General features: G+C 71.8%; 20 protein-coding genes. 10 read left to right on the forward strand and 10 right to left on the reverse strand.

The window, feature by feature from the left end; all coding sequences use genetic code 11:
* The first annotated feature begins 2 nt into the window (after positions 1-2).
* Positions 3-272 carry a hypothetical protein gene (locus ABZ818_RS00215; protein ID WP_361408383.1) on the forward strand — a complete coding sequence of 90 codons (270 nt, stop codon included), beginning with the start codon at positions 3-5 and terminating at the stop codon, positions 270-272.
* Positions 273-433: 161 nt separating this feature from the next.
* On the opposite strand, the gene ABZ818_RS00220 is transcribed toward ABZ818_RS00215, so the two are convergent.
* Entirely contained in the window at positions 434-961 is a 528-nt protein-coding gene (locus tag ABZ818_RS00220; RefSeq protein ID WP_361408386.1) for a MarR family transcriptional regulator, read from the reverse strand.
* A 79-nt stretch (positions 962-1040) separates the two neighbouring features.
* Here ABZ818_RS00220 and ABZ818_RS00225 point away from each other — a divergent pair, with 79 nt between their 5' ends.
* Genes ABZ818_RS00225 through ABZ818_RS00235 form a run of 3 tightly spaced genes read left to right on the forward strand, consistent with a single transcriptional unit; the run spans position 1041 to position 3969 of the window.
* Positions 1041-2006: an EamA family transporter gene (locus ABZ818_RS00225; RefSeq protein ID WP_361408389.1), complete on the forward strand. Its 966-nt coding sequence runs from the start codon at positions 1041-1043 to the stop codon at positions 2004-2006.
* Between the two features lie 35 nt (positions 2007-2041).
* Complete coding sequence (locus tag ABZ818_RS00230) at positions 2042-3001, forward strand: DMT family transporter (RefSeq protein ID WP_361408392.1); 960 nt, start codon at positions 2042-2044, stop codon at positions 2999-3001.
* Between the two features lie 56 nt (positions 3002-3057).
* Positions 3058-3969, forward strand: a complete 912-nt coding sequence (locus ABZ818_RS00235; protein WP_361408395.1) for a LysR substrate-binding domain-containing protein — start codon at positions 3058-3060, stop codon at positions 3967-3969.
* Between the two features lie 100 nt (positions 3970-4069).
* On the opposite strand, the gene pepN (ABZ818_RS00240) is transcribed toward ABZ818_RS00235, so the two are convergent.
* Complete coding sequence (gene pepN, locus ABZ818_RS00240; RefSeq protein WP_361408398.1) at positions 4070-6652, reverse strand: aminopeptidase N; 2583 nt, start codon at positions 6650-6652, stop codon at positions 4070-4072.
* A 112-nt stretch (positions 6653-6764) separates the two neighbouring features.
* Here pepN (ABZ818_RS00240) and ABZ818_RS00245 point away from each other — a divergent pair, with 112 nt between their 5' ends.
* Complete coding sequence (locus ABZ818_RS00245; RefSeq protein ID WP_361409557.1) at positions 6765-7277, forward strand: DUF1203 domain-containing protein; 513 nt, start codon at positions 6765-6767, stop codon at positions 7275-7277.
* Here the strand turns inward: ABZ818_RS00245 and ABZ818_RS00250 are convergent.
* The gene (locus ABZ818_RS00250; RefSeq protein WP_361408401.1) at positions 7274-8290 is read right to left on the reverse strand and encodes an aspartate-semialdehyde dehydrogenase; all 1017 of its coding nucleotides are present in this window, start codon (positions 8288-8290) and stop codon (positions 7274-7276) included. The genes ABZ818_RS00245 and ABZ818_RS00250 overlap by 4 nt on opposite strands.
* A gap of 212 nt (positions 8291-8502) precedes the next feature.
* Complete coding sequence (locus tag ABZ818_RS00255) at positions 8503-11826, reverse strand: S8 family serine peptidase (protein WP_361408404.1); 3324 nt, start codon at positions 11824-11826, stop codon at positions 8503-8505.
* Between the two features lie 316 nt (positions 11827-12142).
* Here ABZ818_RS00255 and ABZ818_RS00260 point away from each other — a divergent pair, with 316 nt between their 5' ends.
* Positions 12143-12589, forward strand: coding sequence for an NUDIX hydrolase (locus ABZ818_RS00260; protein ID WP_361408407.1), 447 nt, complete (start codon positions 12143-12145; stop codon positions 12587-12589).
* A 115-nt stretch (positions 12590-12704) separates the two neighbouring features.
* On the opposite strand, the gene ABZ818_RS00265 is transcribed toward ABZ818_RS00260, so the two are convergent.
* Positions 12705-13766: a hypothetical protein gene (locus tag ABZ818_RS00265; RefSeq protein WP_361408410.1), complete on the reverse strand. Its 1062-nt coding sequence runs from the start codon at positions 13764-13766 to the stop codon at positions 12705-12707.
* Positions 13767-13969: 203 nt separating this feature from the next.
* Complete coding sequence (gene pepN / locus ABZ818_RS00270) at positions 13970-16558, reverse strand: aminopeptidase N (RefSeq protein ID WP_361408413.1); 2589 nt, start codon at positions 16556-16558, stop codon at positions 13970-13972.
* 135 nt (positions 16559-16693) lie between these two features.
* Here pepN (ABZ818_RS00270) and ABZ818_RS00275 point away from each other — a divergent pair, with 135 nt between their 5' ends.
* A complete protein-coding gene (locus ABZ818_RS00275) occupies positions 16694-17368 on the forward strand; it encodes a DsbA family protein (protein WP_361408416.1) in 675 nt (224 codons plus the stop codon).
* Positions 17369-17377: 9 nt separating this feature from the next.
* Here ABZ818_RS00275 and ABZ818_RS00280 read toward each other — a convergent pair whose 3' ends face one another.
* Together ABZ818_RS00280 and ABZ818_RS00285 are read right to left on the reverse strand one after the other, a co-directional pair.
* On the reverse strand, positions 17378-17599 hold the full coding sequence (locus ABZ818_RS00280) for a hypothetical protein (protein ID WP_361408419.1): 222 nt from the start codon (positions 17597-17599) through the stop codon (positions 17378-17380).
* A 264-nt stretch (positions 17600-17863) separates the two neighbouring features.
* Positions 17864-19210, reverse strand: a complete 1347-nt coding sequence (locus tag ABZ818_RS00285; RefSeq protein WP_361408421.1) for an amino acid permease — start codon at positions 19208-19210, stop codon at positions 17864-17866.
* A gap of 481 nt (positions 19211-19691) precedes the next feature.
* Here ABZ818_RS00285 and ABZ818_RS00290 point away from each other — a divergent pair, with 481 nt between their 5' ends.
* Entirely contained in the window at positions 19692-20273 is a 582-nt protein-coding gene (locus tag ABZ818_RS00290; protein ID WP_361408424.1) for a biotin transporter BioY, read from the forward strand.
* A 206-nt stretch (positions 20274-20479) separates the two neighbouring features.
* On the opposite strand, the gene ABZ818_RS00295 is transcribed toward ABZ818_RS00290, so the two are convergent.
* On the reverse strand, positions 20480-21955 hold the full coding sequence (locus ABZ818_RS00295) for an amino acid permease (protein WP_361408427.1): 1476 nt from the start codon (positions 21953-21955) through the stop codon (positions 20480-20482).
* A 218-nt stretch (positions 21956-22173) separates the two neighbouring features.
* On the opposite strand from ABZ818_RS00295, the gene ABZ818_RS00300 reads away from it, so the two are divergent.
* Both ABZ818_RS00300 and ABZ818_RS00305 read left to right on the forward strand, forming a co-directional pair.
* The gene (locus ABZ818_RS00300; RefSeq protein WP_141360894.1) at positions 22174-22659 is read left to right on the forward strand and encodes a ribose-5-phosphate isomerase; all 486 of its coding nucleotides are present in this window, start codon (positions 22174-22176) and stop codon (positions 22657-22659) included.
* A gap of 340 nt (positions 22660-22999) precedes the next feature.
* Positions 23000-23821: a DNA-formamidopyrimidine glycosylase family protein gene (locus ABZ818_RS00305; protein ID WP_361408430.1), complete on the forward strand. Its 822-nt coding sequence runs from the start codon at positions 23000-23002 to the stop codon at positions 23819-23821.
* Between the two features lie 10 nt (positions 23822-23831).
* Here the strand turns inward: ABZ818_RS00305 and ABZ818_RS00310 are convergent, their stop codons facing one another.
* Positions 23832-25073 (reverse strand): GNAT family N-acetyltransferase, encoded by a 1242-nt coding sequence (locus tag ABZ818_RS00310; protein ID WP_361408433.1) that lies wholly within the window; start codon positions 25071-25073, stop codon positions 23832-23834.
* Positions 25074-25155 lie beyond the last annotated feature (82 nt).

Raw genomic sequence — 25155 nt, forward strand, 5'->3', positions numbered from 1 at the left:
CCGTGGACAAGAAGAACGCCCTGCGCGCCGGCGCTCTGGCCGCCGGTACGACGCTGATGATGCTGCTCATGTCGTCTCCCGCGCTCGCGCTGACCCGCGACGACGGCGACGACCCCGGCCAGGGCCTGAGCGTCGTCCAGACGCTGGGTCTGTTCGTCGGTCTCCCCCTCCTGCTGTTCCTGGTCATCACCGGCCTGGTCATGGTCCTGGACAAGTCCAAGGACCGGCTGTCGCGCACGAGCCGGGACGTGGACGTCAAGGCCAAGGCCTGACCGAGTCCTCCTCCCGCCGCGGGCCCGTCCGCAGCACACGCTCTCCGAGGGCGCCGACCTCGCCGTACGTACGCGCACAGCCGCCGTACATGGGTGAGGTGGGCGCCCTGGGTGCGTCGCGGGACCAGTGGGCGGGCGGCCACGCGGTCACCGGCCGATTCCTAGGCCGGCGCCCCTGATGACTCCGACGTCCCGGCCAGCAGCTCCCTGAGCAGAGCGGCCAGCTCGCCCGCCCGTTCGGCGTCCAGGGCGGACAGCGCCTCCGTCTGCGCGGCCAGTCCCGCGCCGACCGCCTCGTCGATGAGCCGCAGCCCCTTGTCGGTCAGCGTGACCTTGAGACCGCGGCGGTCGTGCGGATCCGGCGAGCGGCGCAGCAGCCCCGCGACCTCCAGCTTGTCCAGCCGCCCGGTCATCCCACCCGTGGTGAGCATGAGCGTCGCCGAGAGCTGCCGGGGCGAGAGGGTGTAGGGTTCGCCGGCCCGGCGCAGCGTCGCCAGCACGTCGAACTCACCCCGTGAGATCCCGAACGGCGCGTACGCCTTCTCCATCCGGTCTCCCATCGCCCGCGAGAGCCGGAAGATCCGACCGAAGACCTCCATCCCCGCGGTGTCGAGATCGGGCCGCGCGGCCGCCCACTGGTCGATGATCGCGTCGACGGCGTCCCTGCGCTGCTGGGGGCGTTCACTCATGGACCGAGTATCCGCCCGCGCTACGGTCGACCGCAAGAAAGTGTCTTGACGCTAAGTAGCTTGCAGCTAAGCTAATCGCATGGCCGTCTCCCAGCGTCCCGCCGCCTCCTGGTCCCTCGCCGCCCTCACTGCCCTCGCCCCCGTCTCCTGGGGCACCACCTACGCCGTCACCACCGAGTTCCTGCCGCCCGGCAGGCCGCTCTTCACGGCGCTGGCCCGGGCGCTGCCCGCCGGGCTGCTGCTGCTCGCGCTGGCCCGGGTGCTGCCGAAGGGCGCCTGGTGGTGGAAGGCGGCGGTCCTCGGCGCGCTGAACATCGGGGCCTTCTTCCCGCTGCTGTTCCTGTCCGCGTATCGGCTGCCGGGCGGGATGGCGGCGGTCGTCGGTTCGGTCGGACCGCTGTTCGTCGTGGGGCTCTCCGCGCCGCTGCTGGGGCAGCGGCCGACGGGGCGGGCGCTGCTCACCGGGGTCGTGGCCGCGTTCGGGGTCAGCCTCGTCGTGCTGAGGGCGGCCGGGGCGCTGGACGGCGTGGGTGTCGCCGCCGCCCTCGCCTCCACCGCCTCGATGTCCACCGGCACCGTGCTGGCCAAGAGGTGGGGCCGCCCGGCCGGTGTGGGTCCGCTCGCGCTCACCGGTTGGCAGCTCACCGCGGGCGGACTGCTGATCGCGCCCCTCGCCCTGCTGGCCGAGGGGCCGCCGCCCGCGCTGGACGCCCGGGCCCTCGGCGGCTACGCCTACCTCGCCCTGGCCAACACGGCGCTCGCCTACTGGCTCTGGTTCCGCGGCATCGGCCGGCTCTCCGCCACCCGGGTCACCTTCCTCGGCCCGCTGTCACCGCTCACCGCGGCCGTGGTCGGCTGGGCCGCCCTCGGGCAGGCGCTCACCCCGGTCCAACTGGTCGGCATGGCGCTGGCGTTCGGGGCGACGCTGGCGGGACAGCTCGGCGCGGCTCGTCCCAACGGCACACCGGCGCAATCGTTCAGCTCACCTGAAAGGAATGCTCTAAAAGATTCGATGGACCTGACCGGTTCAGCGCTGCGACGGTAGAGCGGACCCCGCTCACCACCAGCGAGAGGACCTACGTGGCCGACGTCCGACCTCGGACCACCACACCGCCCCCACCCGCCGGCAGCCGCACCACCGCCCGCCCCGCCGCCACGAGCGGCCCGAGGGCGGGCGCCCCCGCTCTCGGAACCGCGCTCGCCGCCCTCGCCACCGTCGTCTGGGCCGGCAGCTTCGTCACCTCGCGCGCGCTGCACGACAGCGTGCCGCCGGTGCAGCACGCGTTCTGGCGCTGGGTGGTGGCACTGGCCGCCGTCGCCCCGTACGGCGCCCGCGCGGCATGGCGGCAGCGGGAGCTGATCCGGCGCCACCTCGGCTATGTGCTGCTGACCTCCCTCCTCGGCGTCGCCGTCTACAACACCCTGGTCAACCAGGCCGGCCTGACCACCCCGGCGGCCAACATGGGCATGATCATGGCGGCCGCGCCGGTGCTGATGGCGGCCTTCGAACGGGCGAGCGGTGTACGGCTCGGCGCGCGCCGGCTCGTGGGGCTGCTGACCGCCTGCGCGGGCGTGCTGCTGCTCGTGGGCGGAGGAGGGGTGGCGTCGTTCACGGCCGGGGACCTGTGGATGATCGTCGCGGCCTGCTGCTTCGGTTCCTACAGCGCCCTGCTGCGCCGCCGCCCCGCCGAGTTCGACGGCGTCGCCTTCCTGTTCACCACGTTCCTGTTCGGCACCGTGCTGCTCCTGCCCGCGCAGGCCGTCAGCCTCGCCGTCCAGGGCGGCTTCGAACCGGCCCCCGGCACGGTGCTGCCCCTGCTCTACGTCGGCGTCATGTCCTCCGCCGTGGCGTTCTTCGCCTGGGGCAAGGCGATCGCCCTCGTCGGCCCGACTCGCGCCGGACTCGTCTACTACCTGCAACCGGTCTGCGTGGCCCTGCTGTCGTGGGCCCTGCTCGGCGAGGCGATCGGCCCCCGGCAGGCGCTGTGCATGGCGCTGATCCTGGGCGGAGTGGTCCTCGGCACGGCCTCGCGCCGCTGAGGGCGCGCGCGAGAACTCCGCAGGGCGGCCCCGTACAGCCCGTATAGGTTGCCGCCATGGCCGACTGGGAGATCCGGAAGCTGCTGATCCTGCGGACCCTGCGGGAGCAGGGGACCGTGACCGCGACGGCCGAGGCGCTGCGGATGACGCCGTCCGCCGTCTCGCAGCAGCTGACCAACCTGTCCAAGCAGCTCGGGGTGGAACTGCTGCAGGCGCAGGGGCGGCGGGTGCGGCTCACGGACGCGGCGCGGCTCGTGCTGCGGCACGCCGAGGCAGTGTTCGAGCAACTGGAGCGCGCGGACGCCGAGTTGGCCGCGTATACCAAGGGCGAGGCGGGTGAGGTACGGGTGGGCGCCTTCTCCACCGCAGTGCCCGCGCTCGTGGTGCCGGCGGTAAGGGCGCTGCGCGGCACGCATCCGGCGGTGACCGTCCGGGTCCGGGAGGCGGAGGCGGGCGAGGCCTACGAACTGCTGGCGGCCGGGGAGGTCGACCTCGCGCTGTCCCTGGCCGCGCAGGCGCCCAGCGCGGTGGACCCGCGGTTCACGCCGGTGCCGCTGCTCGCCGACCCGCTCGACCTCGCTCTGCCGCCGGGGCACCGGCTGGCCTCGGCGGCCCGGGTACGGCTCGCCGAGCTGGCGGAGGAGGCGTGGATCTTCGGCGGCAGCGGCCCCTGGTCGGACATCACGCGAGCGGCCTGCGAGGCGGCCGGGTTCAGCCCGTACCAGGGCCACTCGGCGGCCGGCTGGACGGCGATCCTGGCGATGGTGGAGGCGGGCATGGGCGTGGCCCTCGTCCCGCGCATGGCGGCGGTGAGCAGGGAGGGCGTCGTGATGCGCGCCCTGGCCGCCGACCGGCCCTGCCGGCATGTGGTGGCGGCCGTGCGCAAGGGGGCGCGGGACGCGCCCGCGCCGGCGAGGGTGCTGGCGGCACTGCGGTCCGCGGCCGCCGGGCTCGCCCGCCCCGAGTGACGGGAGAAGACGGAGACCGGAAGGGAAGGGGGCGCCCGGTCGAGCACCGGGCGCCCCTCGTCGCCGCACGGGCGGGTACGGCATCGCCGTACCGGCGGTGTTACGGCTGGGCCGCCGCGTCCGCCGCCTGGGCCTTCAGGGCGCGCTCGACGCCCGCCCGCGACTCCGAGACCAGCCGGCGCAGCGCCGCGCTCGGCTCGGCCGAGGCCAGCCACTCGTCGGTCCTGCGCAGGATGTCCTCGGACACCTGGATCGACGGGTACAGGCCGACCGCGATCTGCTGGGCCATCTCGTGGGAGCGGGCGCCCCAGATGTCCTTGACCACCTCGAAGTACCGGTCCGCGTACGGCGCCAGCAGCTCGCGCTGGTCGGTCTGGACGAAGCCCGCGATGACCGCCTCCTGGACGGCGTTCGGGAGCTTGTCGGACTCGACGACCGACGCCCAGGCCTCCGCCTTGGCCTCCTCGGTCGGGCGGGCGGCGCGGGCGGTGGCCGCGTGCCGCTCACCGGCCGCCGTCTTGTCGCGCTCGTACTCGCCCGCGATCTCCGCCTCGTCGAACCGGCCGACGGCCGCGAGCCGCTCCACGAACGCCCAGCGCAGCTCCGTGTCCACGACCAGGCCCTCGATGGTGTGCGAGCCGTCCAGCAGGGCCTCGAGCAGGTCCAGCTGCTCCGGCGTGCGTGCGGTCGCCGCGAAGGCGCGCGCCCACGCCAGCTGGTGGTCGCTGCCCGCGTCCGCCGCGCGCAGGTGGGCCAGCGTGGCGTCCGTCCAGCGGGTGAGCAGGGCCTCGCGGGCGGTCGGGTCGGCGTACAGGTCGACGGCCAGCTTGACCTGGCGGTGCAGCGACTGCACGACACCGATGTCGGACTCCTTGCCGATCCCGGACAGCACCAGCGACAGGTAGTCGCGGGTCGCCAGCTCCCCGTCGCGGGTCATGTCCCAGGCCGACGCCCAGCACAGGGCGCGCGGCAGCGAGGACTCGAAGTCCCCCAGGCGCTCGGTGACGACGGCCAGCGACCCCTCGTCCAGGCGCACCTTGGCGTACGACAGGTCGTCGTCGTTGAGCAGGATCACCGCCGGGCGGGGCCGGCCGGCCAGCTGCGGCACGGCGGTCAGCTCGCCGTCCACGTCCAGCTCGATCCGGCCGTCCGCGGCGCGCACCAGCTTGCCGCTCGCCTCGTCGACGTCGTACAGGCCGACCGCGATCCGGTGCGGGCGCAGAATCGGCTCGCCCTTCGCGCCGGCGGGCAGGGCGGGGGCCTCCTGGCGGATGGCGAAGGAGGTGATGACGCCCTGGGCGTCGGTCTCGATCTCCGGGCGCAGGATGTTGATGCCGGCCGTCTCCAGCCACTTCTTCGACCAGGTCTTCAGATCGCGCCCGGAGGTCTCCTCCAGCGCGCCCAGCAGGTCGGACAGGCGCGTGTTGCCGTAGGCGTGCCGCTTGAAGTACGCCTGCACGCCCCGGAAGAACTCGTCCATGCCGACGTAGGCCACCAGCTGCTTGAGGACGCTCGCGCCCTTGGCGTAGGTGATGCCGTCGAAGTTGACGAGCACGTCGTCCAGGTCGCGGATCTCCGCCATGATCGGGTGGGTGGACGGCAACTGGTCCTGCCGGTACGCCCACGTCTTCATGGAGTTGGCGAACGTGGTCCACGAGTGCGGCCAGCGCGAGCCCGGGGCGTAGGCCTGGCAGGCGATGGAGGTGTAGGTGGCGAACGACTCGTTCAGCCACAGGTCGTTCCACCACTCCATGGTGACCAGGTCGCCGAACCACATGTGGGCCAGCTCGTGCAGGATCGTCTCGGCGCGCACCTCGTACGCCGCGTCGGTCACCTTGGACCGGAAGACGTACTGGTCGCGGATGGTGACCGCGCCCGCGTTCTCCATCGCGCCCGCGTTGAACTCCGGCACGAAGAGCTGGTCGTACTTCTCGAACGGGTAGGCGTAGTCGAACTTCTCCTGGAACCAGTCGAAGCCCTGCCGGGTGACCTCGAAGATCGCGTCCGCGTCGAGGAACTCGGCGAGGGAGGGCCGGCAGTAGACGCCGAGCGGGACCGACTGCCCGTTCTTCTCGTACACGCCGTGGACGCTGTGGTACGGGCCGACGATCAGCGCCGTGATGTACGTCGAGATGCGCGGCGTCGGCTCGAACACCCAGACGTCGTCCTGCGGCTCGGGCGTCGGCGAGTTGGACACCACCGTCCAGCCCTCGGGGGCCTTCACGGTGAACTGGAAGGTGGCCTTCAGGTCCGGCTGCTCGAAGTTGGCGAAGACCCGGCGGGCGTCCGGGACCTCGAACTGGGTGTAGAGGTAGGCCTGGTCGTCGACCGGGTCGACGAAGCGGTGCAGGCCCTCACCGGTGTTGGTGTACGCGCAGTCGGCGACGACCCGCAGCACGTTGCGGCCCCGGAGCAGGCCCGGCAGGGCGATCCGGGAGTCCTCGAAGACCTCGGCGGGGTCGAGGGCGTCGCCGTTGAGGGTCACCTCGTGGACGGTCGGGGCCACCAGGTCGACGAAGGAGGCGGCGCCGTCCTCCGCGACGTCGAAGCGCACCGTGGTCACGGACCGGTAGGTACCGCCCTCCTGCGCGCCGGAGAGGTCGAGATCGATCTCGTACGAGTCAACGGTGAGCAGCTTCGCCCGCTGCTGCGCCTCTTCGCGAGTCAGGTTTGTGCCAGGCACGCGGTCATCTCCTCGTGATGTGTGGATTGCGCCATCCTTCCACGTGACCCGCACGGAACGCGACGACCGGATCCCGCCGGTGACCGGGGCGGCGGGGCACGAGCCTGAGGGCATGACGACAGTGAGCGAAACGACGGGACACAGCGCACGTGCCATCGCTCCGGCCGTGCTGGCGCGGCTGCGGGAACGGGACGACGCGGGACGTCCGACGGCCCCCTTCACCGACGAGGAGGGCGGCGCGCCCCTGCGCTGCTGTCTGCGCAGGAGCGAGCCGGGGGAGCGGATCGCGCTGGTCTCCTACGCCCCGCTGCGGCGCTGGGCGGCGGAGACGGGTGCCACTCCGGGCGCGTACGACGAGCAGGGGCCGGTCTTCGTCCACGCGCGGGAGTGCGCGGGGCCGGCCGGCGAAGGCCACCCGTTCACCAACGCCCACCGTGTGGTCCGGCGCTACGGCACCGACGGGCGCATCCTGGGCGGGCGGCTGGTCGGCGAGGGCTCCGCCCGGTTCGACGCGGCCTTCGCGGAAGCGTTCGACGACCCGGCCGTGGCGCTCGTCCACGTCCGGGCCGTCGAGTACGGCTGCTTCCTCTACGAGGTGCGCAGGGATCGGGTGACCGGCGACTAGCCCTTGAGCTCCGCCGCCACCAGCTCCGCGATCTGCACCGCGTTCAGGGCCGCGCCCTTGCGGAGGTTGTCGTTGGAGATGAACAGGGCCAGGCCGTTGTCCACCGTCTCGTCGCGGCGGATGCGGCCGACGTACGACGGGTCCTGGCCGGCCGCCTGGAGCGGCGTCGGGATGTCGGAGAGGGCGACACCGGGGGCGCCGCCCAGCAGCTCGGTCGCGCGCTCCACGCTGAGCGGGCGCGCGAAACGGGCGTTGACCTGGAGGGAGTGACCGGAGAAGACGGGGACGCGCACGCAGGTGCCGGACACCTTCAGCTCCGGGATCTCCAGGATCTTGCGGGACTCGTTGCGGAGCTTCTGCTCCTCGTCGGTCTCGTTCAGGCCGTCCTCGACGAGGTTGCCCGCGAAGGGGAGCACGTTGAAGGCGATCGGGCGCTTGTAGACGGACGGCTCGGGGAAGTCCACGGCCGCGCCGTCGTGGGTCAGCCTGTCGGCGTCCGCGACGACCTTCTGGGTCTGGCCGTGCAGCTCCGCGACGCCCGCGAGGCCCGAGCCGGACACCGCCTGGTAGGTGGCGACGACCAGCGCCTGAAGGCCCGCCTCCGCGTGCAGGGGCTTGAGGACCGGCATCGCGGCCATCGTGGTGCAGTTCGGGTTGGCGATGATGCCCTTGGGGCGGTCGGTGATCGCGTGCGGGTTCACCTCGGACACCACCAGCGGGACGTCCGGGTCCTTGCGCCACGCCGAGGAGTTGTCGATCACCACGGCGCCCTGCGCGGCGACCTTCTCGGCCAGCGCCTTCGAGGTCGCGCCGCCCGCCGAGAACAGCACGATGTCCAGGCCGGTGTAGTCCGCGGTTGCCGCGTCCTCCACCGTGACCCCGTCGAGGACCGTCCCCGCCGAGCGGGCCGAGGCGAACAGGCGCAGCTCGGTCACCGGGAAATCGCGCTCCGTGAGGATCCCACGCATGACCGTGCCGACCTGACCGGTGGCTCCGACGATTCCGATCCTCACGGTGACTCCTTCTGCTCACTTCACTGGCGCTGCGTACGCGGTACGCGCAGGACGGTTCCATCATGCGTCTGTCCCGGGTCCGTCTGTCCAATCATTGCCCACGGAGTGGGACGGCGTGCGACGGCCCGGTGGGTGGGCTCCGCCGGAAACGCAAGGGGCGGGCTCCGAGTGGAGCCCGCCCCGCCGTCACGTACCGGAGGTGGAGACCGCCGTTACGGGACGACCTTGCCGATCTTCACGCTGCCGAGGCCCGCGGCGGTGCCGCGGGTGTTCAGCACCTGCACCTCGCCGAAGAACTCGCGGCCCGCGGGGGCCGGCTCGTTCGCGATGACGTCGGCGGAGATCTGCGCCGTGCCGTTCGGGGCGAGGGAGAACACCTTCGCCTCGTCGACCTTGACCGAGCCGAGCGCCGCCGAGTAGTACACGTCCCGGTAGTCGTAGGCCGTGGTGCCGGCCGGCACCGAGTAGGCGTCGATCAGGATGGTGTACGTGCCCGCGGCGGGCTTGGCGATGGAGACGGACTCCTCCGAGCCGCCCGCGGCGGAGTAGGCGACGCGCGTGCCGGCGGCGTTGTACACGTACAGGTCCAGGTCGGCCCCGGCGTCCGAGACGTTGCCGATGGCGACGTCCAGGCGCTCGGCACCGGCGGGGACGACGACCGTCCTGGTGTGGGTGTCATGGTTGGCGATGGTCGGCCGGTCCGTCTTCGACGAGCCCAGCGAGCCGCCCTTCAGCTTGGCGTCCAGCCCGGCGAGCTTGTTCGTCAGCGTCCAGGACACGGGGGCCGGCGTACCGGCCTTCGCCTCGTCGACCGTCTGCACCGCGGGGCTGAAGTCCAGCCCGTAGACCGCCGCGTTCAGCGTGTACGGGTTGTCGAGCAGCGGCGAGGTACGACGCGACTCGACCTCGATCTCCCACACTCCCGGCATCGGCTTGGCGTACGAACGCACGTCCGGACGGCAGGTGTTGGCCGGGTTGTTGTAGTTCGGGTAGCAGTTGGGCGTCGAGGTGGGGTCCACCGGGGTGCCGTACGGGTGGATCGCGATGAAGCGGGTCTGGCTGCCGTCCTTGAGACCGCTCATCGAGACCTCGAGGGTCTTCGCGCCCTGCGGGACCGTCACGAAGTACGACGTGGTGCTGTTGCGCTGCGCCACACCCGACACCGAGTAGGTGTAGGACGGCTTGGCGATCTCCGTGGAGACCACGACGGTCAGCATGATCTGCTTGTCCACGCCCTCGGTGCGGCGGTCGTCGACCTCGAGGATCGCGCTGTGCACACCGGCGGAGTCGGGACGTGCCTCGATCTTGACCGTCACCGGCTGGTTCAGCGGCAGCGAGACCTCGTCGTCGCCGAGGATCCTGAAGGTGCCGTCGTCGTTCTTCAGGCTCAGCTTGTGCTTGACCGAACCGGCCGGGCCCGTCGTGCGGGTGACCTGGACGTCGTAGGTCTTCTTCTGGCCCTTCTTCAGGCCGCCCTCGCGGTCGTACAGGCCGGTGCCGAAGTCGGGGGTCTTGAGCGCCCAGGACAGCGAGGTGGTGACCGGGGCCTTGACCGCGTACTGGTGCGCCGAGGCGCCCTGCTCGATCGACTCCCAGGCCTTGACGATGTCCATCAGGCCGGCGCCCTCGCTGTGCGGCTGCTCGCCCTTGATGTGCTTGGCGGTCGAGGTCAGCGCGGTGCGGAGCGTGGCCGGGGGCAGGTCGATGCGCTTCTGCTTGGCCGCCGAGAGCAGCAGCGCGGACGCGCCGGCCGCCTGCGGGGACGCCATCGAGGTGCCCTGGAGCATCGAGTAACCGGCCGGGAGCGTGTAGCCGGCCTCCGCGACCGGGCCGCCGGGCAGCCAGGTCTGCGTGGTGTTGATGGCCGCGCCGGGCGCCGAGATGATCGGCGTGAAGCCGCCGTCCTCACGCGGACCGCGTGAGGAGAACGGCATCATGGCGTACGACTTGTCCACCACGGAGCCGTAGTTGGCCGCCCAGGTCTCCTTGGAGATGGTCGCGCCGACCGAGATGACCTTGTCGGCGAGGCTGGGGTCACCGATGGTGTTCAGGCCCGGGCCGCTGTTGCCCGCCGAGATGACGAGCTGCACGCCGTAGGTGTCGATGAGCCGGGTGTACAGCAACGCGCGGGCGTTGTTGCCGTCGTTGAGCGCCGGCAGGCCGCCGATGGACATGTTGACGATGTCCACGCCGCGGTTGACGACGAGGTCGGTCATGCCCTCGGTGAGCGCGACGCTGGTGCAGCCGCCGCCCCAGTTGCAGGCCCGGGAGGAGACGATCTTCGCGCCGGGGGCGGCGCCGTTCATCTTCCCGCCGAACAGGCTGTTGGCGGCGGTGATGCCGGCGACGTGCGTGCCGTGCTCGGACTCGATGAGGCCGATGTTGACGAAGTCAGCCTTCTTGCCGATCCAGGACCCGCCGTAGGGGTCCATCGCCACGTCCTTGCGGATCTCCACGACGAACGGCACGCGCAGGTCGGCGCCGGTCTCCGGGTCCTTCTTGTCCTGGCCGAAGTAGCCGACCTGGTAGCCGTCCTTGTACGGCTTCATCGGGACGTCGTCCGTGAAGTCGTTGTTGTTGTTCAGGTCGACACGGACGGTGCCGTTCGCCGGGTCGTACAGGACGCCCCACACGCTGGTGGTCCTGCCGTCGCGGTCGAGGTCGCCGTTGGCGTCGCCGCCCTTGGTCGCGGACTCGCTGAAGGTGTTGAACAGGAAGTTGCCCGCCGGCGTCTTCCAGGTCTTGCCGCCCGAGGTGAACTGACCCGAGACGCTGGTGGTCATCGGCCGCCAGGTGCCGTCGCTGTCGACGATCGGGTCGGTGGCGGTGACCCAGTCGACGATCTTGCGCTCGCCGGTGGTGGTCTTCTGGAGCGCCGGGTGGGCGATGTCCACGCCGGAGTCGAGGATGCCGATGGTGACGCCCCGGCCGTCGGCCTTCGGGTTCTTCTGCACGAAGTCGACGGCGCCCGTCTCGAAGGACGGGTTGTACGGGTTCTCGGCGGGGGTGTTCTTGTCCGGCGCCGGGTAGGTGCCGTTGTCCTGGCCCTTGCTCTTGTCCTTGCCCTGGGGGGCGTCGGCCTCGGGCCTCGGGTCGTCGAGCTGGATGTCCTGGTTGAGCTCGATGGCCTGCACGGAGGACAGCTTCGTGGCGGCGGCGATCGCCGAGTCCGCCTTGTCCGTCGGCACGGTGGCGCGGACGTAGCCGAGCTTGTCGTAGGTGCGGCCCACGGCGCCGCCGTCGACCGCGTCCAGCTGCTTGGCGACCTGCGCGGTCTGGCCCGGCTCGGTCGCGATCATCATGGTGACGTTCTTGGCGCCCTCGGCCTTGGCCTCGGCGAGCAGTTCGGCGTCGGCCGAACCGAGTTTGTCGCCCGCCGGCTTGACGGTCGGGTCGGTGGCCGCGGGGCCGTCCTGGGCGACGGCCATGGGTATCGGGCCGGCCACGGAGAGCGCGGCCACCACGCCGGCGGCCATGGCGATGCGGGCCAGGCGTCTCGCGCCCGTGAGCGGTGCGCGCTGGGGGTCGGGGGTCATCGGCATCCCTTGCAGGTAAAGGAACCAAGCGAGGTGCGATCGGGGTCGATCGCGATCGTCCGGATTTCGGAGTCGGATGATCGCTCAGCTTTACCCAAAGGAAAGATGTTTGACGAGACTTGGTCCTGGCGGGATGGAAGCATGGCGTACTTCCGCCATGCGCCACGAGGGGCATAGGGGCCCAAACCATGGCGCTTCCCCCGGCATCGCCGGAGGGCAACCACCCCTGCCGGAACGAGCGTTCACCCGGCCGCGCGTGAGCCCCGTCCTCGTCGATTCACGCCGGACAGCCCCCTTCCTGCCGTAACGTCCACCCATGAACAAGGAGTTGAGGGTGGCGGCCTACGCCGTGTGTGTGCGGGACGGACGGCTGCTGCTGGCCCGCTGGGTGGCGGGCGACGGCGCCCGGCGGTGGACCCTGCCCGGCGGTGGCATGGAGCACGGCGAGGACCCCTACGACACCGTCGTGCGCGAGGCCGAGGAGGAGACCGGCTACACCGTCGAACCGGTCGCCCTCCTGGGCCTGGACTCCGTCCGCCGCAACTACCCGCGCCCCCTGGGCACTCACGCCGACTTCCACGGCCTGCGCATCCTCTACGAGGGCCGTGTCACCGGCGGCGAACTGCGCCACGAGACGGGCGGCTCCACGGACCGAGCCGCCTGGCACCCCCTGGACGCGGTACCCGCACTGCCCCGCGTCGGCCTGGTCGACGTGGGCCTGCACCTGTGGCACAACCGCCCACCCACGGGAAACCCCACCTGACGGCACCCGGATGCCCGCGGCACGCGCCCGTACGCCTTGTGGCGTGCGAGAAGGGGCCGCCGGGACGTGGCCGGTGGCCCCTCCTCTCCTGACGTGTCCGTCGGGCGCTCGGGCGCTACCGGGGGAGTGCCACCACGTGTGCGGCCGGGTCGCGGTCGGTGGCTGCCATCAGGGCGGTGCGGACGACGGTCGCCTGCTGGTCCGGGGACTCCCGCAGCTTCCGGGGGGTGACGTGGACGACCGTGATGCCCAGCCGCTCCAGGTGCTCGCGCTTGCGGGCGTACTCGGAGTGCCGGGTCTCGTCGTCCGTCCGGCTGCCGTGGCGGGGTGTGCGGGTGTCCAGCTCCAGGGCGACCGCCTGCTCCGGCCAGTACGCGTCCACGCCGCCGAGACAGGGGCCGCCCGGCAGCCGCAGGTCCACGTTCCAGACCGGGTCCGGCAGCCCGTGCTCGCGCACCATCCGGTACAGCCGGTCCTCCGCGAGCGCCCGCCCCTCGGCCAGCAGCAGGCCCACCGCGTCCACCACGTGCGGCCGGCCCAGCAGCCCGGTCCCGGTCAGTTCGCGGACCACGGCGGACGGTTCGCAGTACCCGCCGCGCACCGCCTCCGTCAGCAGCCGCCGTACCGTGCCCGCGTCGGACAGACCGGCCACCGCGTCCGCCAGGGCGCGCGGCACCGGGGCCACCGGCAGACCCGTGACCGCCTCGGCGGCGGGCAGGCCGGCCGCCCGGACGATCCGCGCGCAGCCGGCCGAGCGCAGCCGCCGGCCGCGCTCGACCAGGACGTCGATCTTCTCCAGGGCCGGCAGGCCGGGCGACGTGGCGAAGCCGTGCAGGGTGAGCGCCGCCAGACCGGTGACCATCACCTCCGCGTACACCGGGCGGTGCGGATCCTGGGCGCTCGGCTGCGTCGGCACCCCGGCGGCCGCGTGCGGAAGCGGTCCGCGCGCCGCGTACAGGAGCACCGCGTGGAGCCGCTCCTCACTCGTCGGTGGGCCCGGATGCAGCAGGAACACGCCGGGCAGGAGCTGTTGCCAGGGTCCTCCGGCGCGGCACCGCACGGCCGTCTCGGCCGCCGGCACTCCGTGCTCGCGCAGCTGAGCGGTGGTCAGGACCCGGCGCGGTGCCTCTGCGAGGTGGTGCAGGGGGCGGGGGGAGAGCGGAGTTTCGTGGTTCATGTCCGGCACGTTTCCCGCTTCGCGACCGGCCCGTAACCGCTGTTACACGCCCGTTGGCAAACCTGGACAAGCCCGCCCTAAAGGACGGTTGTTCGGATGCCGAAAACCCCTGGTCCCCTCATGGGTGGACCAGGGGTTACGGCGAGCCGGGCACGCATCGTGTAACAGTTACGGCGTGCCCGACCCTTGGCCAGAACTGCGGGTCAGCCGGCGGACGTTCCGGCCGCCGCGTCGCACGCCTGTCCGCGCAGCGCCCGTGCCAGGTCGTCCCGGGCCTCCAGCACCAGGCGGCGCAGGGCGGGAGCGGCTCCCTCGTGCGCGGCGAGCCACGCGTCGGTCGCCTCCAGGGTCTCCGGCGAGTCCTGCAACGCCGGGAACAGCCCCCGTACGACGTCCATGCCGATCTGGATGGACCGCTCGGTCCACACCCGCACGATCGCCTCGAAGTACCTCGGCGTGTACGGCGCGAGCAGCTCCCGCTGGGAGGCCTGCCCGAAGCCCGCGATCGTCGCCTCGACCAGCGCGTTCGACAACGCGTCCGAGTCGACCACCTGCTCCCAGGCCCCCGCCTTGACGGCGGCCGAGGGCCGCGCGGCCAGGCAGCGTACCTGGTGCCGCTTGCCGGAGGCGGTGTCGTCCCGGGCGAGTTCGGCGGCCAGCACCTTCTCGTCCGCCACCCCGTGCGCCGCCAGCGGCTCCAGGAACGCCCAGCGCAGCTCCTGGTCGACCTCCAGGCCGGCGATCTCCTCCGTGCCGTCCAGCAGGCCCTTCAGCAGCTCCAGGTCGTCCGGCGCCGAGGCCGCCGTGGCGAAGAACCGCGCCCACGCGAGCTGGTGCTCGCTGCCCGGCTCGGCCTGCCGCAGCTCGGCCAGCGCGCCCTCGGCCAGCGCCCGCCCGCCGGTCTCCCGCCACTGCGGCGCCGCGTAGTGCACCAGCGCGGACTCCGCCCAGGCGTGCAGCATCTGGAGCACGCCGATGTCGGTCTCACGGCCGGCGAAGCGCAGCACCAGGCCCACGAAGTCCCGCGCCGGCAGCAGCGCGTCCCGGGTCAGGTTCCACAGCGCCGACCAGCACAGCGCGCGGGCCAGCGGGTCGGTCAGGCCGCCCAGGTGCTCCCGCAGGGTCGCCAGCGAGGTCTCGTCGAAGCGGATCTTGCAGTAGGTCAGGTCGTCGTCGTTGACCAGCACCAGATCGGGCGCGTCCGCACCCGCCAGCTCGGACACCACCGTACGGGCGCCGGCCACGTCGGTCTCGGCGCGCGCGTACCGCTCCAGCGCCCCCACCTGGGACCGCTGGTACAGGCCCACCGCCACCCGGTGCGGGCGCAGCTCCGGGTACGACTCGGCGGCCTCCTGCACCACGGCCAGCTCCTCGATCCGGCCGTCGGCACCCAGCACCACCTGCGGGGTCAGCGAGTTGACCCCGGCCGTCTGGAGCCACGACCGCGCCCACGCGCCCATGTCCCGGCCGCTGGTCTCCTCCAGCACCGCGAGCAGGTCGCCCAGCCGGGTGTTGCCGTAGGCGTGCCGCTTGAAGTAGCGCCGCGCGCCCTCCAGGAACGCGTCCTGGCCGACGTACGCCACCAGCTGCTTGAGCACCGAGGCGCCCTTGGCGTAGGTGATGCCGTCGAAGTTCAGCTTGGCGTCCTGGAGGTCGCGGATGTCCGCGGTGACCGGGTGCGTGGAGGGCAGCTGGTCCGCGCGGTACGCCCAGGCCTTGCGGCGGTTGGCGAAGGTGATCCAGCCGTCCGTGAAGCGGGTCGCGCCGACCAGCGAGAACGAGCCCATGAAGTCGGCGAAGGACTCCTTCAGCCACAGGTCGTCCCACCACTCCATGGTGACCAGGTCGCCGAACCACATGTGCGCCATCTCGTGCAGGATCACATTGGCCCGGGCCTCGTAGGAGGCCTGCGTGACCTTCCCGCGGAAGATGTACTCCTCCCGGAAGGTGACCATGCCCGGGTTCTCCATCGCGCCGAGGTTGTACTCGGGCACGAACGCCTGGTCGTACTTGCCGAACGGGTACGGGTAGTCGAAGTGGTCGTGGAAGAAGTCCAGGCCCTGCTTGGTGACCAGGAAGACGTCCTCGGCGTCGAAGTGCTTGGCGAGCCCCTTGCGGCACAGCGCGCCCAGCGGGATCTCCAGCCGCGTACCGTCCTCGAACACGCGCTCGTAGGAGTCCGTCACCTGGTGGTACGGGCCCGCGACCACGCAGGTGATGTACGTCGAGATCGGCTTGGTCTCGGCGAACCGCCACACCCCGTCCTGCCGCTCGCCGACCCCGTTGCTCCACACCGTCCAGTCCTCCGGCGCCCGCACCTCGAAGCGGAACGGCGCCTTCAGGTCGGGCTGCTCGAAGTTGGCGAAGACCCGGCGGGAGTCGGCGGGCTCGTACTGCGTGTAGAGGTAGACCTCGCCGTCCTCCGGGTCGACGAAGCGGTGCAGGCCCTCGCCGGTGCGCGAGTAGGCGCACTGCGCGTCCACGACGAGCTCGTTGTCGGCGGCCAGGTCCTCCAGGAGGATCCGGGAGCCGTCGAAGACCTCGCTGGGGTCGAGGTCCCTGCCGTTGAGCGAGACGGCGGTGACGCTCGGCGCGAGCAGGTCGGCGAAGCTCGACGCGCCCGGCTCGTTGCAGCGGAACCGGATCGTCGTCACGGACCGGAACGTCCGCGGACCGTCCCCGGTGTCCTCGCCCACCGCGGACCGCACGTCCAGGGACACCTCGTACGCGTCGACGGACAGCAGGGCGGCCCGCTCCCGGGCCTCGTCGCGGGACAGATTCTCACCGGGCACAGGCGGCACTCCCTCGGATGGTTTCACGATGTGGACAGCACCGATCCTGCCATGCGGGTTTGCCGCGCGGCAGCCGGGAATGCCGTGCACGACCGTCGATGTTGGCAGTTCAACGACCCTTTACCGAGGAGAGCCATGTCCGAGACCGCCTCCGCCGCGACCCCGTCGTCCGGCAAGACTCCCGTCGACTTCTGGTTCGACCCGCTGTGTCCCTGGGCCTGGATCACGTCCCGGTGGGTGCTGGAAGTGGAGAAGGTGCGGGACATCGAGGTCCGCTGGCACATCATGAGCCTCGCGGTGCTCAACGAGCCGAGGCTGGACGAACTGCCCGAGGAATACCGGGAGCTGCTGACCACCAAGGCGTGGGGGCCGGTGCGGGTGGTCACCGCGGCCTGGCAGAAGCACGGCCAGGACGTCCTCGGCCCGCTCTACACCGCGCTCGGCACCCGCTTCCACAACCGCGGCGAGGGCCCCACCCGCGAGGCCGTCGTCGCCGCGCTCGCCGAGGTGGGCCTGCCCGCCGACCTGATCGACTACGCCGACCAGGAGAACTTCGAGTTCGACGCCGAACTGCGCGCCTCGCACAAGGAGGGCATCGAGAAGGTCGGCCAGGACGTCGGCACCCCGGTCATCGCGGTTCCCGGCCCGGACGGCGAGCAGATCGCCTTCTTCGGCCCGGTCGTCACCCCCACCCCCAAGGGCGAGCAGGCCGCCCGGCTCTGGGACGGAACCCTCGCGGTCGCCTCCGTCCCCGGCTTCTACGAGATCAAGCGCACCCGCACGGTGGGACCGGACTTCAGCAACCTCTGACCCGGCCGGTCAGCGGAAGCTCTCGGGGAGGCTGAAGCCCTTCGCCTGGGTCCAGCGCGGCTGGACCCACAGGCAGCGTCCCTTGGGGCTCTGGCTCTCGCACCGCCACCAGCCGTGGCCGTCCCGCACTCCGCGTGCCTCGTTGATGTGCTTCGCCTCGTCCGGGCCCACCTTGCCGAAGGGGTGCAACTTCTTCTCGGGGCAGTTGGGGCAGTGGATGTAGTCGGGCATGCGCGCCTCCGGTCCGGTCGTCGGATCGCTGTACGATTCGCCGGAATTGGGATCGTAAGGGCGCGGGTGCCGCGCCGCGAGCCCGGAACCGGTCCTGCCGGGGGCGGAACCGGCCCTGCCAGGGCGGCATCCGAAGGCGAAGCCCCCGCGAGTCAGGTTCTCGAGGGGGCTTACTTCTTTCCGCCTGCCGGGTGAAGGGTGACGGGCGAGGGGTGAGCAGACGATCACGACGCCGGACGGACCCGGGCGGCGTTCCGGGGCGCGTCAGCTGCGGGCGCGCCCGCACTGCCGGATGTACCCGGCCGCCGCCAGGAACAGTGTCATGGCGCCCGTCGAGTACAGCTGCACCCGCGTGCCGGACTCGCCGGCCATCAGGACGAAGACCGCCGCCATACCGGCCAGGGCCACCCAGGTCAGCCATGGGAACGCCCACATCCGGACCACCAGCTTCTCCGGCGCCTCCCGCTCCAGCGTGCGGCGCAGCCGCAGTTGCGAGACGGCGATGAAGACCCAGACGACGAGGATCACCGCGCCGATCATGTTCAGCAGCCAGGGGAAGACGTCGTCGGGCCGCCAGTAGCTCAGCAGCACGCAGACGAAACCGAAGACGGAGCTGGCCAGCACCGCGGTCCGCGGCACCCCGCCGGAGACCTTCGCCAGCGCCTTCGGGCCCTGACCGCGCTCGACCAGCGAGTACGCGATGCGCGAGGAGCCGTAGATGTTGGCGTTCATCGCGCTCAGCAGCGCGACCAGCACCACCACGTTCATCAGCTGACCGGCCCCCGGGATGCCGAGGTGGTCCAGCGCGGCGACGTACGGGCCCTTCCCGACGACCTCCTCGGAGTCCCAGGGGACGAGCGTGACGATCACCGCCATGGAGCCGACGTAGAACAGCGCGATGCGCCACATCGCCGTACGCACGGCGCTCGCCACGCCGCGCACCGGGTTCTCCGACTCGGCCGCCGCGATGGTGACTGTCTCGAGGCCGCCGTAGGCGAAGACCGAGGCGAGCAGGCCGATGACCAGGCCGTGGCCGCCGTGCGGCAGGAAGTCGGTGAGGTTCGAGACGCCCGGGGAGTCCGTGCCGGGCAGCACGCCCGCGACGGCCAGCACACCGAGGACCAGGAACAGGGCGATCGCGCCGACCTTCAGCGCGGCGAACCAGAACTCGAACTCGCCGAAGTTCTTCACCGCGGCCAGGTTCGTGCCGCAGAACACCACCATGAACAGCGCCACCCACGCCCACTCCGGCGTGCCCGGCAGCCAGCCGGTGACGATCTTCGCGGCGCCCATGCCCTCCAGGCCGACCGCGGTGCACAGCAGCACCCAGAACGACCAGCCCGCGGTGAAACCGGCCCACGGACCGAACGCCCGCTCGGCGTGCGCGGAGAACGAGCCCGACGACGGGTACGCGGCCGACATCTCGCCCAGCATCCGCATGACCAGCATCACGAGCGCGCCGGACAGGGCGTAGGCGACGACGATCGAGGGGCCGGCGGCGGCGATGCCCGCGCCGGAGCCGACGAAGAGGCCGGCGCCGATCACACCGCCGAGGGCGATCATCGACAGATGGCGCTGCTTCAGGCCGTGGGACAGGGAGGCGTCGTCCACCCGCGGGGGCGTCGACGGGGGTCCCCCTTGCTCCGGTGAAGCCGAGAGATGGGGGGAGGCGGTGTCGCTTGGCATGGGGAGGCTCGTCCGGTGGGGGGCAGATGCGAAAACGCCCACAGTCTGGGCGGCCGCTCCACCGCGACGGAGCGCCCGCTCACCATCCGGACGCGCCCTGTGCGCAGAGTGAGACGGTGATTACCCGCACGGGCCGTCGCGGCCGGTGTGCGGCGCGCGGCACCGCCCATGATCCAGCCGTCGAGCCGTTTGGTGGGACCCTACAGTCGCCGTGCCCTCGGCCCGAGTGGCGGAAACCGCGCCACCTCAGTGACAGGCGTCACGTGCCGCCGGGTGTAGGGCGTTTCCTTTGTGTGAAACCGACCAAGCGTCCGTCCCCCCCTTGTCGAGCGCTGACGGTGATCGCCGCGCCGCCGCTGGGATAGCGTCACGCTGTCCCGAACTGTCCTCACTCCGCGGAGTCCCCATGAGCACCGCTGCCGCCACCCCCGCCCGTACCGGGGTCGTCCTCGCCGACCTGCTGCCCACGTCCCGTGTCCGGGACGTGGCCCTCGTGGTGGGCGGCGCCGCGCTCACCGGACTCGCCGCCCAGATCGCGGTGCCCGTCCCGCACTCCCCGGTGCCGGTGACCGGTCAGACCTTCGCGGCGCTGCTCGTGGGCACCACGCTGGGCGCCGGCCGCGGTTTCCTCGCCCTCGCGCTGTACGCGCTCGCGGGCGCGGCGGGCGTGCCGTGGTTCGCGGGCGGCGCCTCGGGCGCGGGCTCCGTCTCCTTCGGCTATGTCCTCGGCATGCTGCTCGCCGCCACCGTCGTGGGCGCCCTGGCCCGCCGCGGCGGGGACCGCAAGGTCTGGCGCACGGCCGGCACGGTGGTGCTGGGCCAGGCGATCATCTACGCGGTCGGCGTGCCCTACCTGGCCCTGGCCACCGGCATGTCGGCGTCCGCCGCGCTCGCCGCCGGCCTCACCCCGTTCCTGATCGGCGACGTCCTCAAGGCCGCCCTGGCGATGGGCCTGCTGCCCAGCGCCTGGAAGCTGGCGGGGAAGTGACCGACCGCTTCGCGATGCCGTAGTTCCCGCCGGTACTGGCGAGAGGTTCCCGCCGTACTCGCGAAAGCCCGCGAGAATCCCGCGGAAATCCCGCGAAATCGTGTGAAAGAGGCCCGCCGCGTCGCCCTGCGACGCTCCGGCGGGCCTCTTTCGCGTTCCGGACCGTCAGGCCCGACTGCGCCTGCCGGGCCCTGCCGCGACCGTCGTCAGCCGGCCGCGACCTTGTCCTTCTCCTCGGCGGCCGGGGCCGCGACAGCCGTACGGCCGCTCCCGAACCTCTGCTTGACGAAGGAGATCACCAGCACGATCGCCGCGACCAGCAGCGACAGCAGCACGGTCTCGCGGCCGTCGTGCTCGGTGTCGGTCAGCATGTAGCCGAAGACGAAGACGATCAGCGCGGCCGCCGCCCACGTCAGATACGGGTACAGCCACATCTTCACGACCAGCTTCTCCGGCGCCTCCCGCTGGATGATCTTCCGCATCCGCAGCTGCGAGAAGCAGATCACCAGCCAGACGAACAGGGCGACCGCGCCGGAGGAGTTGACGAGGAAGAGGAATACGGAGTCCGGGAACCTGTAGTTGAAGAACACGGCCACGAAGCCGAACACGACCGACGAGACGATCGCGGCCATCGGCACACCGCGGCGGGTGGTCCGTGCGAACGCCTTCGGCGCGTCCCCGCGCTCGCCGAGCGAGAAGGCCATCCGGGAGGCGGTGTAGAGGCCGGAGTTGAGGCAGGAAAGCACCGACGTCAGCACGATGAAGTTCATGATCTGACCGGCGTGCGGGATACCGAGGGAGTCGAGGGCGGCCACGTAGGAGCCCTTCTCGGTGATCGCCTTGTCGTTCCAGGGGAGCAGGGCGACCACGACGAAGACGGAGCCGAGGTAGAAGACGCCGATACGCCAGATGATGCTGTTGGTCGACTTGGTGACGGCGCGCTGCGGGTCCTCCGACTCGCCCGCCGCGAGGGTGGCGATCTCACTGCCCATGAAGGAGAAGACGACGAGCAGTACACCGGTCAGGATGGCGCCGGGCCCGTTGGGCAGGAACCCGCCGTGGTCGGTGAGGTTGCCGAGCCCCGCCTTGTCGCTGTGCACGCCGGGCAGTGCGCCGAAGACGGCCAGTCCGCCGACGACGATGAACGCGGCGATCGCCACGACCTTGATCCCGGCGAACCAGAACTCGAACTCGCCGTAGGAGCCGACGGAGACGAGGTTGGTGGCGGTCAGTACCACCATGACGATGAGGGCCCAGCCCCACTGGGGCACGGCCGGCACCCAGCCGGAGAGGATCTTGGCGCCCGCCGTCGCCTCCACGGCCAGCACGACGACCCAGAAGAACCAGTACAGCCAGCCGATGGAGAACCCGGCCCAGCCGCCGAGCGCCCGGTCGGCGTGCGCGGAGAAGGAGCCGGAGGTGGGGTTGGCGGCGGACATCTCGCCGAGCATGCGCATCACGAGGACGACGAGCGTGCCGACGAGGGCGTAGGAGAGGAGGATGCCCGGTCCGGCGGTGGCGATGGCCGAGCTGGAACCGACGAAGAGACCGGCGCCGATGACACCGCCGATGGCGATCATCGACAGATGGCGGTTCTTGAGCCCGGCCTGGAGTCCCGAACCGTGGCCCTCGGGGTTCGTATGGCCGCTTCCGGTCTCCGACAGGGTCGGCTGCGAAGTCATGGGGGGAATTCCTTTGCTCGGGTGGAGCGGTCTCCCGTACGAGCGGTGCACGGGATGCTCCAGTGAAACGGAGGCATTGGAATCCGTGAACCTTCGAAATGTAATTGTTACTTGAGGTTTCTTTGAGCTTTGAAAGATTAGCCACATTCTTCTGGCGGATGTGATAGTGCACGTGACCCGGCGCTGCCGCGCGCATTCCGCCGTGTCACACTCGGACCATGCGCGTGTATCTCGGCTCCGACCATGCGGGCTTCGAACTCAAGAACCACCTCGTCGAGTGGCTCAAGGCGGCGGGCCACGAGCCCGTCGACTGCGGACCGCACATCTACGACGCCCAGGACGACTACCCGCCCTTCTGCCTGCGCGCCGCGGAGCGCACGGCCGCGGACCCCGACTCCCTCGGCATCGTGATCGGCGGCTCCGGCAACGGCGAGCAGATCGCGGCGAACAAGGTCAAGGGCGTGCGCGCGGCGCTCGCCTGGAGCGAGGAGACGGCCTCCCTCGGCCGCCAGCACAACAACGCGAACGTCGTCGCGGTGGGCGCGCGCATGCACACCACGGAGGAGGCGACGAAGTTCGTCGAGACCTTCCTCGGCACCCCCTTCTCCGGCGACGAGCGCCACATCCGCCGCATCGACATGCTCACGGCCTACGAATCGACGGGCGACCTCCCCCCGATCCCGGCCCACCACCCCCAGCAGTAACCGCCTCACCGTCCAAGGCACGGCGCCCTGAGGGGAGCCGTGCCGCCACCTTGCGGGCCGGCTCAGCCCTCGATCCCGGCCGAGTTCTGCCAGGGGTGCAGGGGACGGAGTCCCCGCGGGGGTCTGGGGCGCAGCCCCAGGCTCGGCACCCCTTCACCCACCGAGACGGGGGGTGGGTGGGAAACGGGGTCCGGGGCGAAGCCCCAGCGGGGTCCGGGGCGAAGCCCCAGCGGGGTCCGGGGCGAAGCCCCAGCGGGGTCCGGGGCGAAGCTCCAGGGCCGGCGCCCCTCCAGCCACCGAGTCGGGTGGGTGGGCAAGGAACCGCAAGAAGGGACACCCCGTGCCAGAGGGGCACACCATCCACCGCCTCGCACAGGACTACGCCGCCCACTTCTCAGGCCGGCAGGCCCACGTCACCAGCCCCCAGGGCAAGTTCTCCACCTCCGCCACCCTCCTCACCGGAGCGGAGCTCACCCGCACGGAAGCCCACGGCAAACACCTCTTCCTCCGCTTCCGCGACAGCGACTGGATCCACATCCACCTCGGCCTCTTCGGCAAGGTCACCTTCGGCGACGCCCCCGCGCCCCCGCCCACGGACACCGTCCGGCTCCGCCTCGCCAACGCCACCTCGTACGTCGACCTGCGCGGCCCCACCACCTGCGCCCTGATCACCGACGCCGAGAAGCAGGCCGTGCACGACCGCCTCGGCCCCGACCCCCTGCGGCCCGACGCCGACCCGGACCGGGCCTACGCCCGCATACGCCGCAGCCGTACGACCATCGCCGCCCTGCTGATGGACCAGAAAGTCGTCGCGGGCGTCGGCAACGTCTACCGTGCCGAGGTCCTCTTCCGGCACCGCGTCGACCCCTACCGCCCCGGCAGGGACCTGACCCCGGGCGAGTGGGACGCCATCTGGGCCGACCTCGTCGCCCTCATGCGCGAGGGCGTCCGCAACAACCGCATCGACACCGTCCGCCCCGAGCACACCCCCGAGGCCATGGGCCGCCCGCCCCGCGTCGACGACCACGGCGGCGAGGTCTACATCTACCGCCGTACCGCCCTGCCCTGCCACATCTGCGGCACGGACATCCGCACCGCCGACCTCGCCGCCCGCAACCTCTTCTGGTGCCCCACCTGCCAGCAGCCCGCGAAGGTGGGATGAGACGCCCGTCTCAGAACCCGTGCGGCAGCCACGGCGCCACCGCCGAGCCGAACGCCACCGACGCCTCGGACAGCGCCCCGCGCCGCAGCTCCCGTACCCGCCCGGCCGCCGCCAGCCCGGACAGCGGTATGCCGCCGAGGTACGTCGCCCCCAACTCCCGTACGGACAAGGAGAGTTCCGCCGCGTCCGTGGTCCGCTCGCAGGACGCCCCCTTCGCGTCCCCGGTCAGCCGCCACCGCCCGGCGTTCCAGGGGCAGAAGTCGTCCGCCACCTCCAACACCACGTCCACCGGCGTCTGGTAGGTCCGCGCGGCGAGCGCCGCGCCCACGTCCACGAGCCGTACGTACAGCACGTCCCGCAGCCGCGGCCGGCACCGCCGGATGTCGGACACCAGGTACTGCCAGGCATCGTCGACCGGCCGCTCCCGCAGGATCAGTGTCGAGGTCAGGTCGATGCCGAACAGGAAGCGCCACAGGGCCGCGTCGCTCTCCGGGTCCAGCGCGGCCAGGTCGGTCAGGAGCACCGCGCCCTCGGGCCCGCCGACGCCCCAGCCGGGCTTGACGCGATAGCGGGCGTACCCCGTGACCTCGCCCGCCCGCTCGGCGACCACGCACTGCAGCGGCGAGGCGCCGTCCCGTGCGCTCTCCGGGTCGAGCAGCGCCAGCCGTTCCCAGCCGGGCTGCCGGGCCAGCATCCCGGGCCGGCCGGGCACCAGCCGCGCGTACACCGCCTCGCAGCCGTCCAGCACCTCGGCGGGCGCCGCGTACCGCAGGCGTACGTCGTCCGTGCCGGCCGGGACCGTCAGGCCGGCCCGGTCGGTGTCGATCTCGGCGCTGAGCTGGAAGGTCGCCGCGCCGTACCCGAAGCGGCCGTAGATCGCCGGCTCGGAGGCGGTCAGCACCGCCAGCGGCTCACCCCAGGAGCGCACGTCGTCCAGCTGCCGACGCATCATCGACGTCAGCACACCGCGCCGCCGGTGGGTGGCGGCCACGCTCACCATCGTGATGCCGGCCGCCGGCAGCGAGTCGCCGCCCGGCACGGTGATCCGGAAGCGGAACGCCCCCGCCGTGCCCACGCACACGTCCCCGTCCCAGACACCCAGGGAACGGTCCGGCTCGGTGAGGGAGTTCCAGGCCTCCCGCTCCTCGGCCGGCTCCGGGACCCCTCCGAAGGCGCGGATCAGGTTGTCGTACCAGCGGTCCCACTCGTCCCGCCGCAGCACCCTCGGCTCGGTCGCACGCTCAGTCGCCATGCGCCATGCCTACCAGCGCGCCACGGAACAGGCGAACGAATTTCGCCCGGGTGGCAGCGAGACGGCCGCCGGTGAAGTTCAC

This window comes from Streptomyces sp. NPDC047453 (assembly GCF_040643155.1).
Taxonomy (GTDB): Bacteria; Actinomycetota; Actinomycetes; order Streptomycetales; family Streptomycetaceae; genus Streptomyces.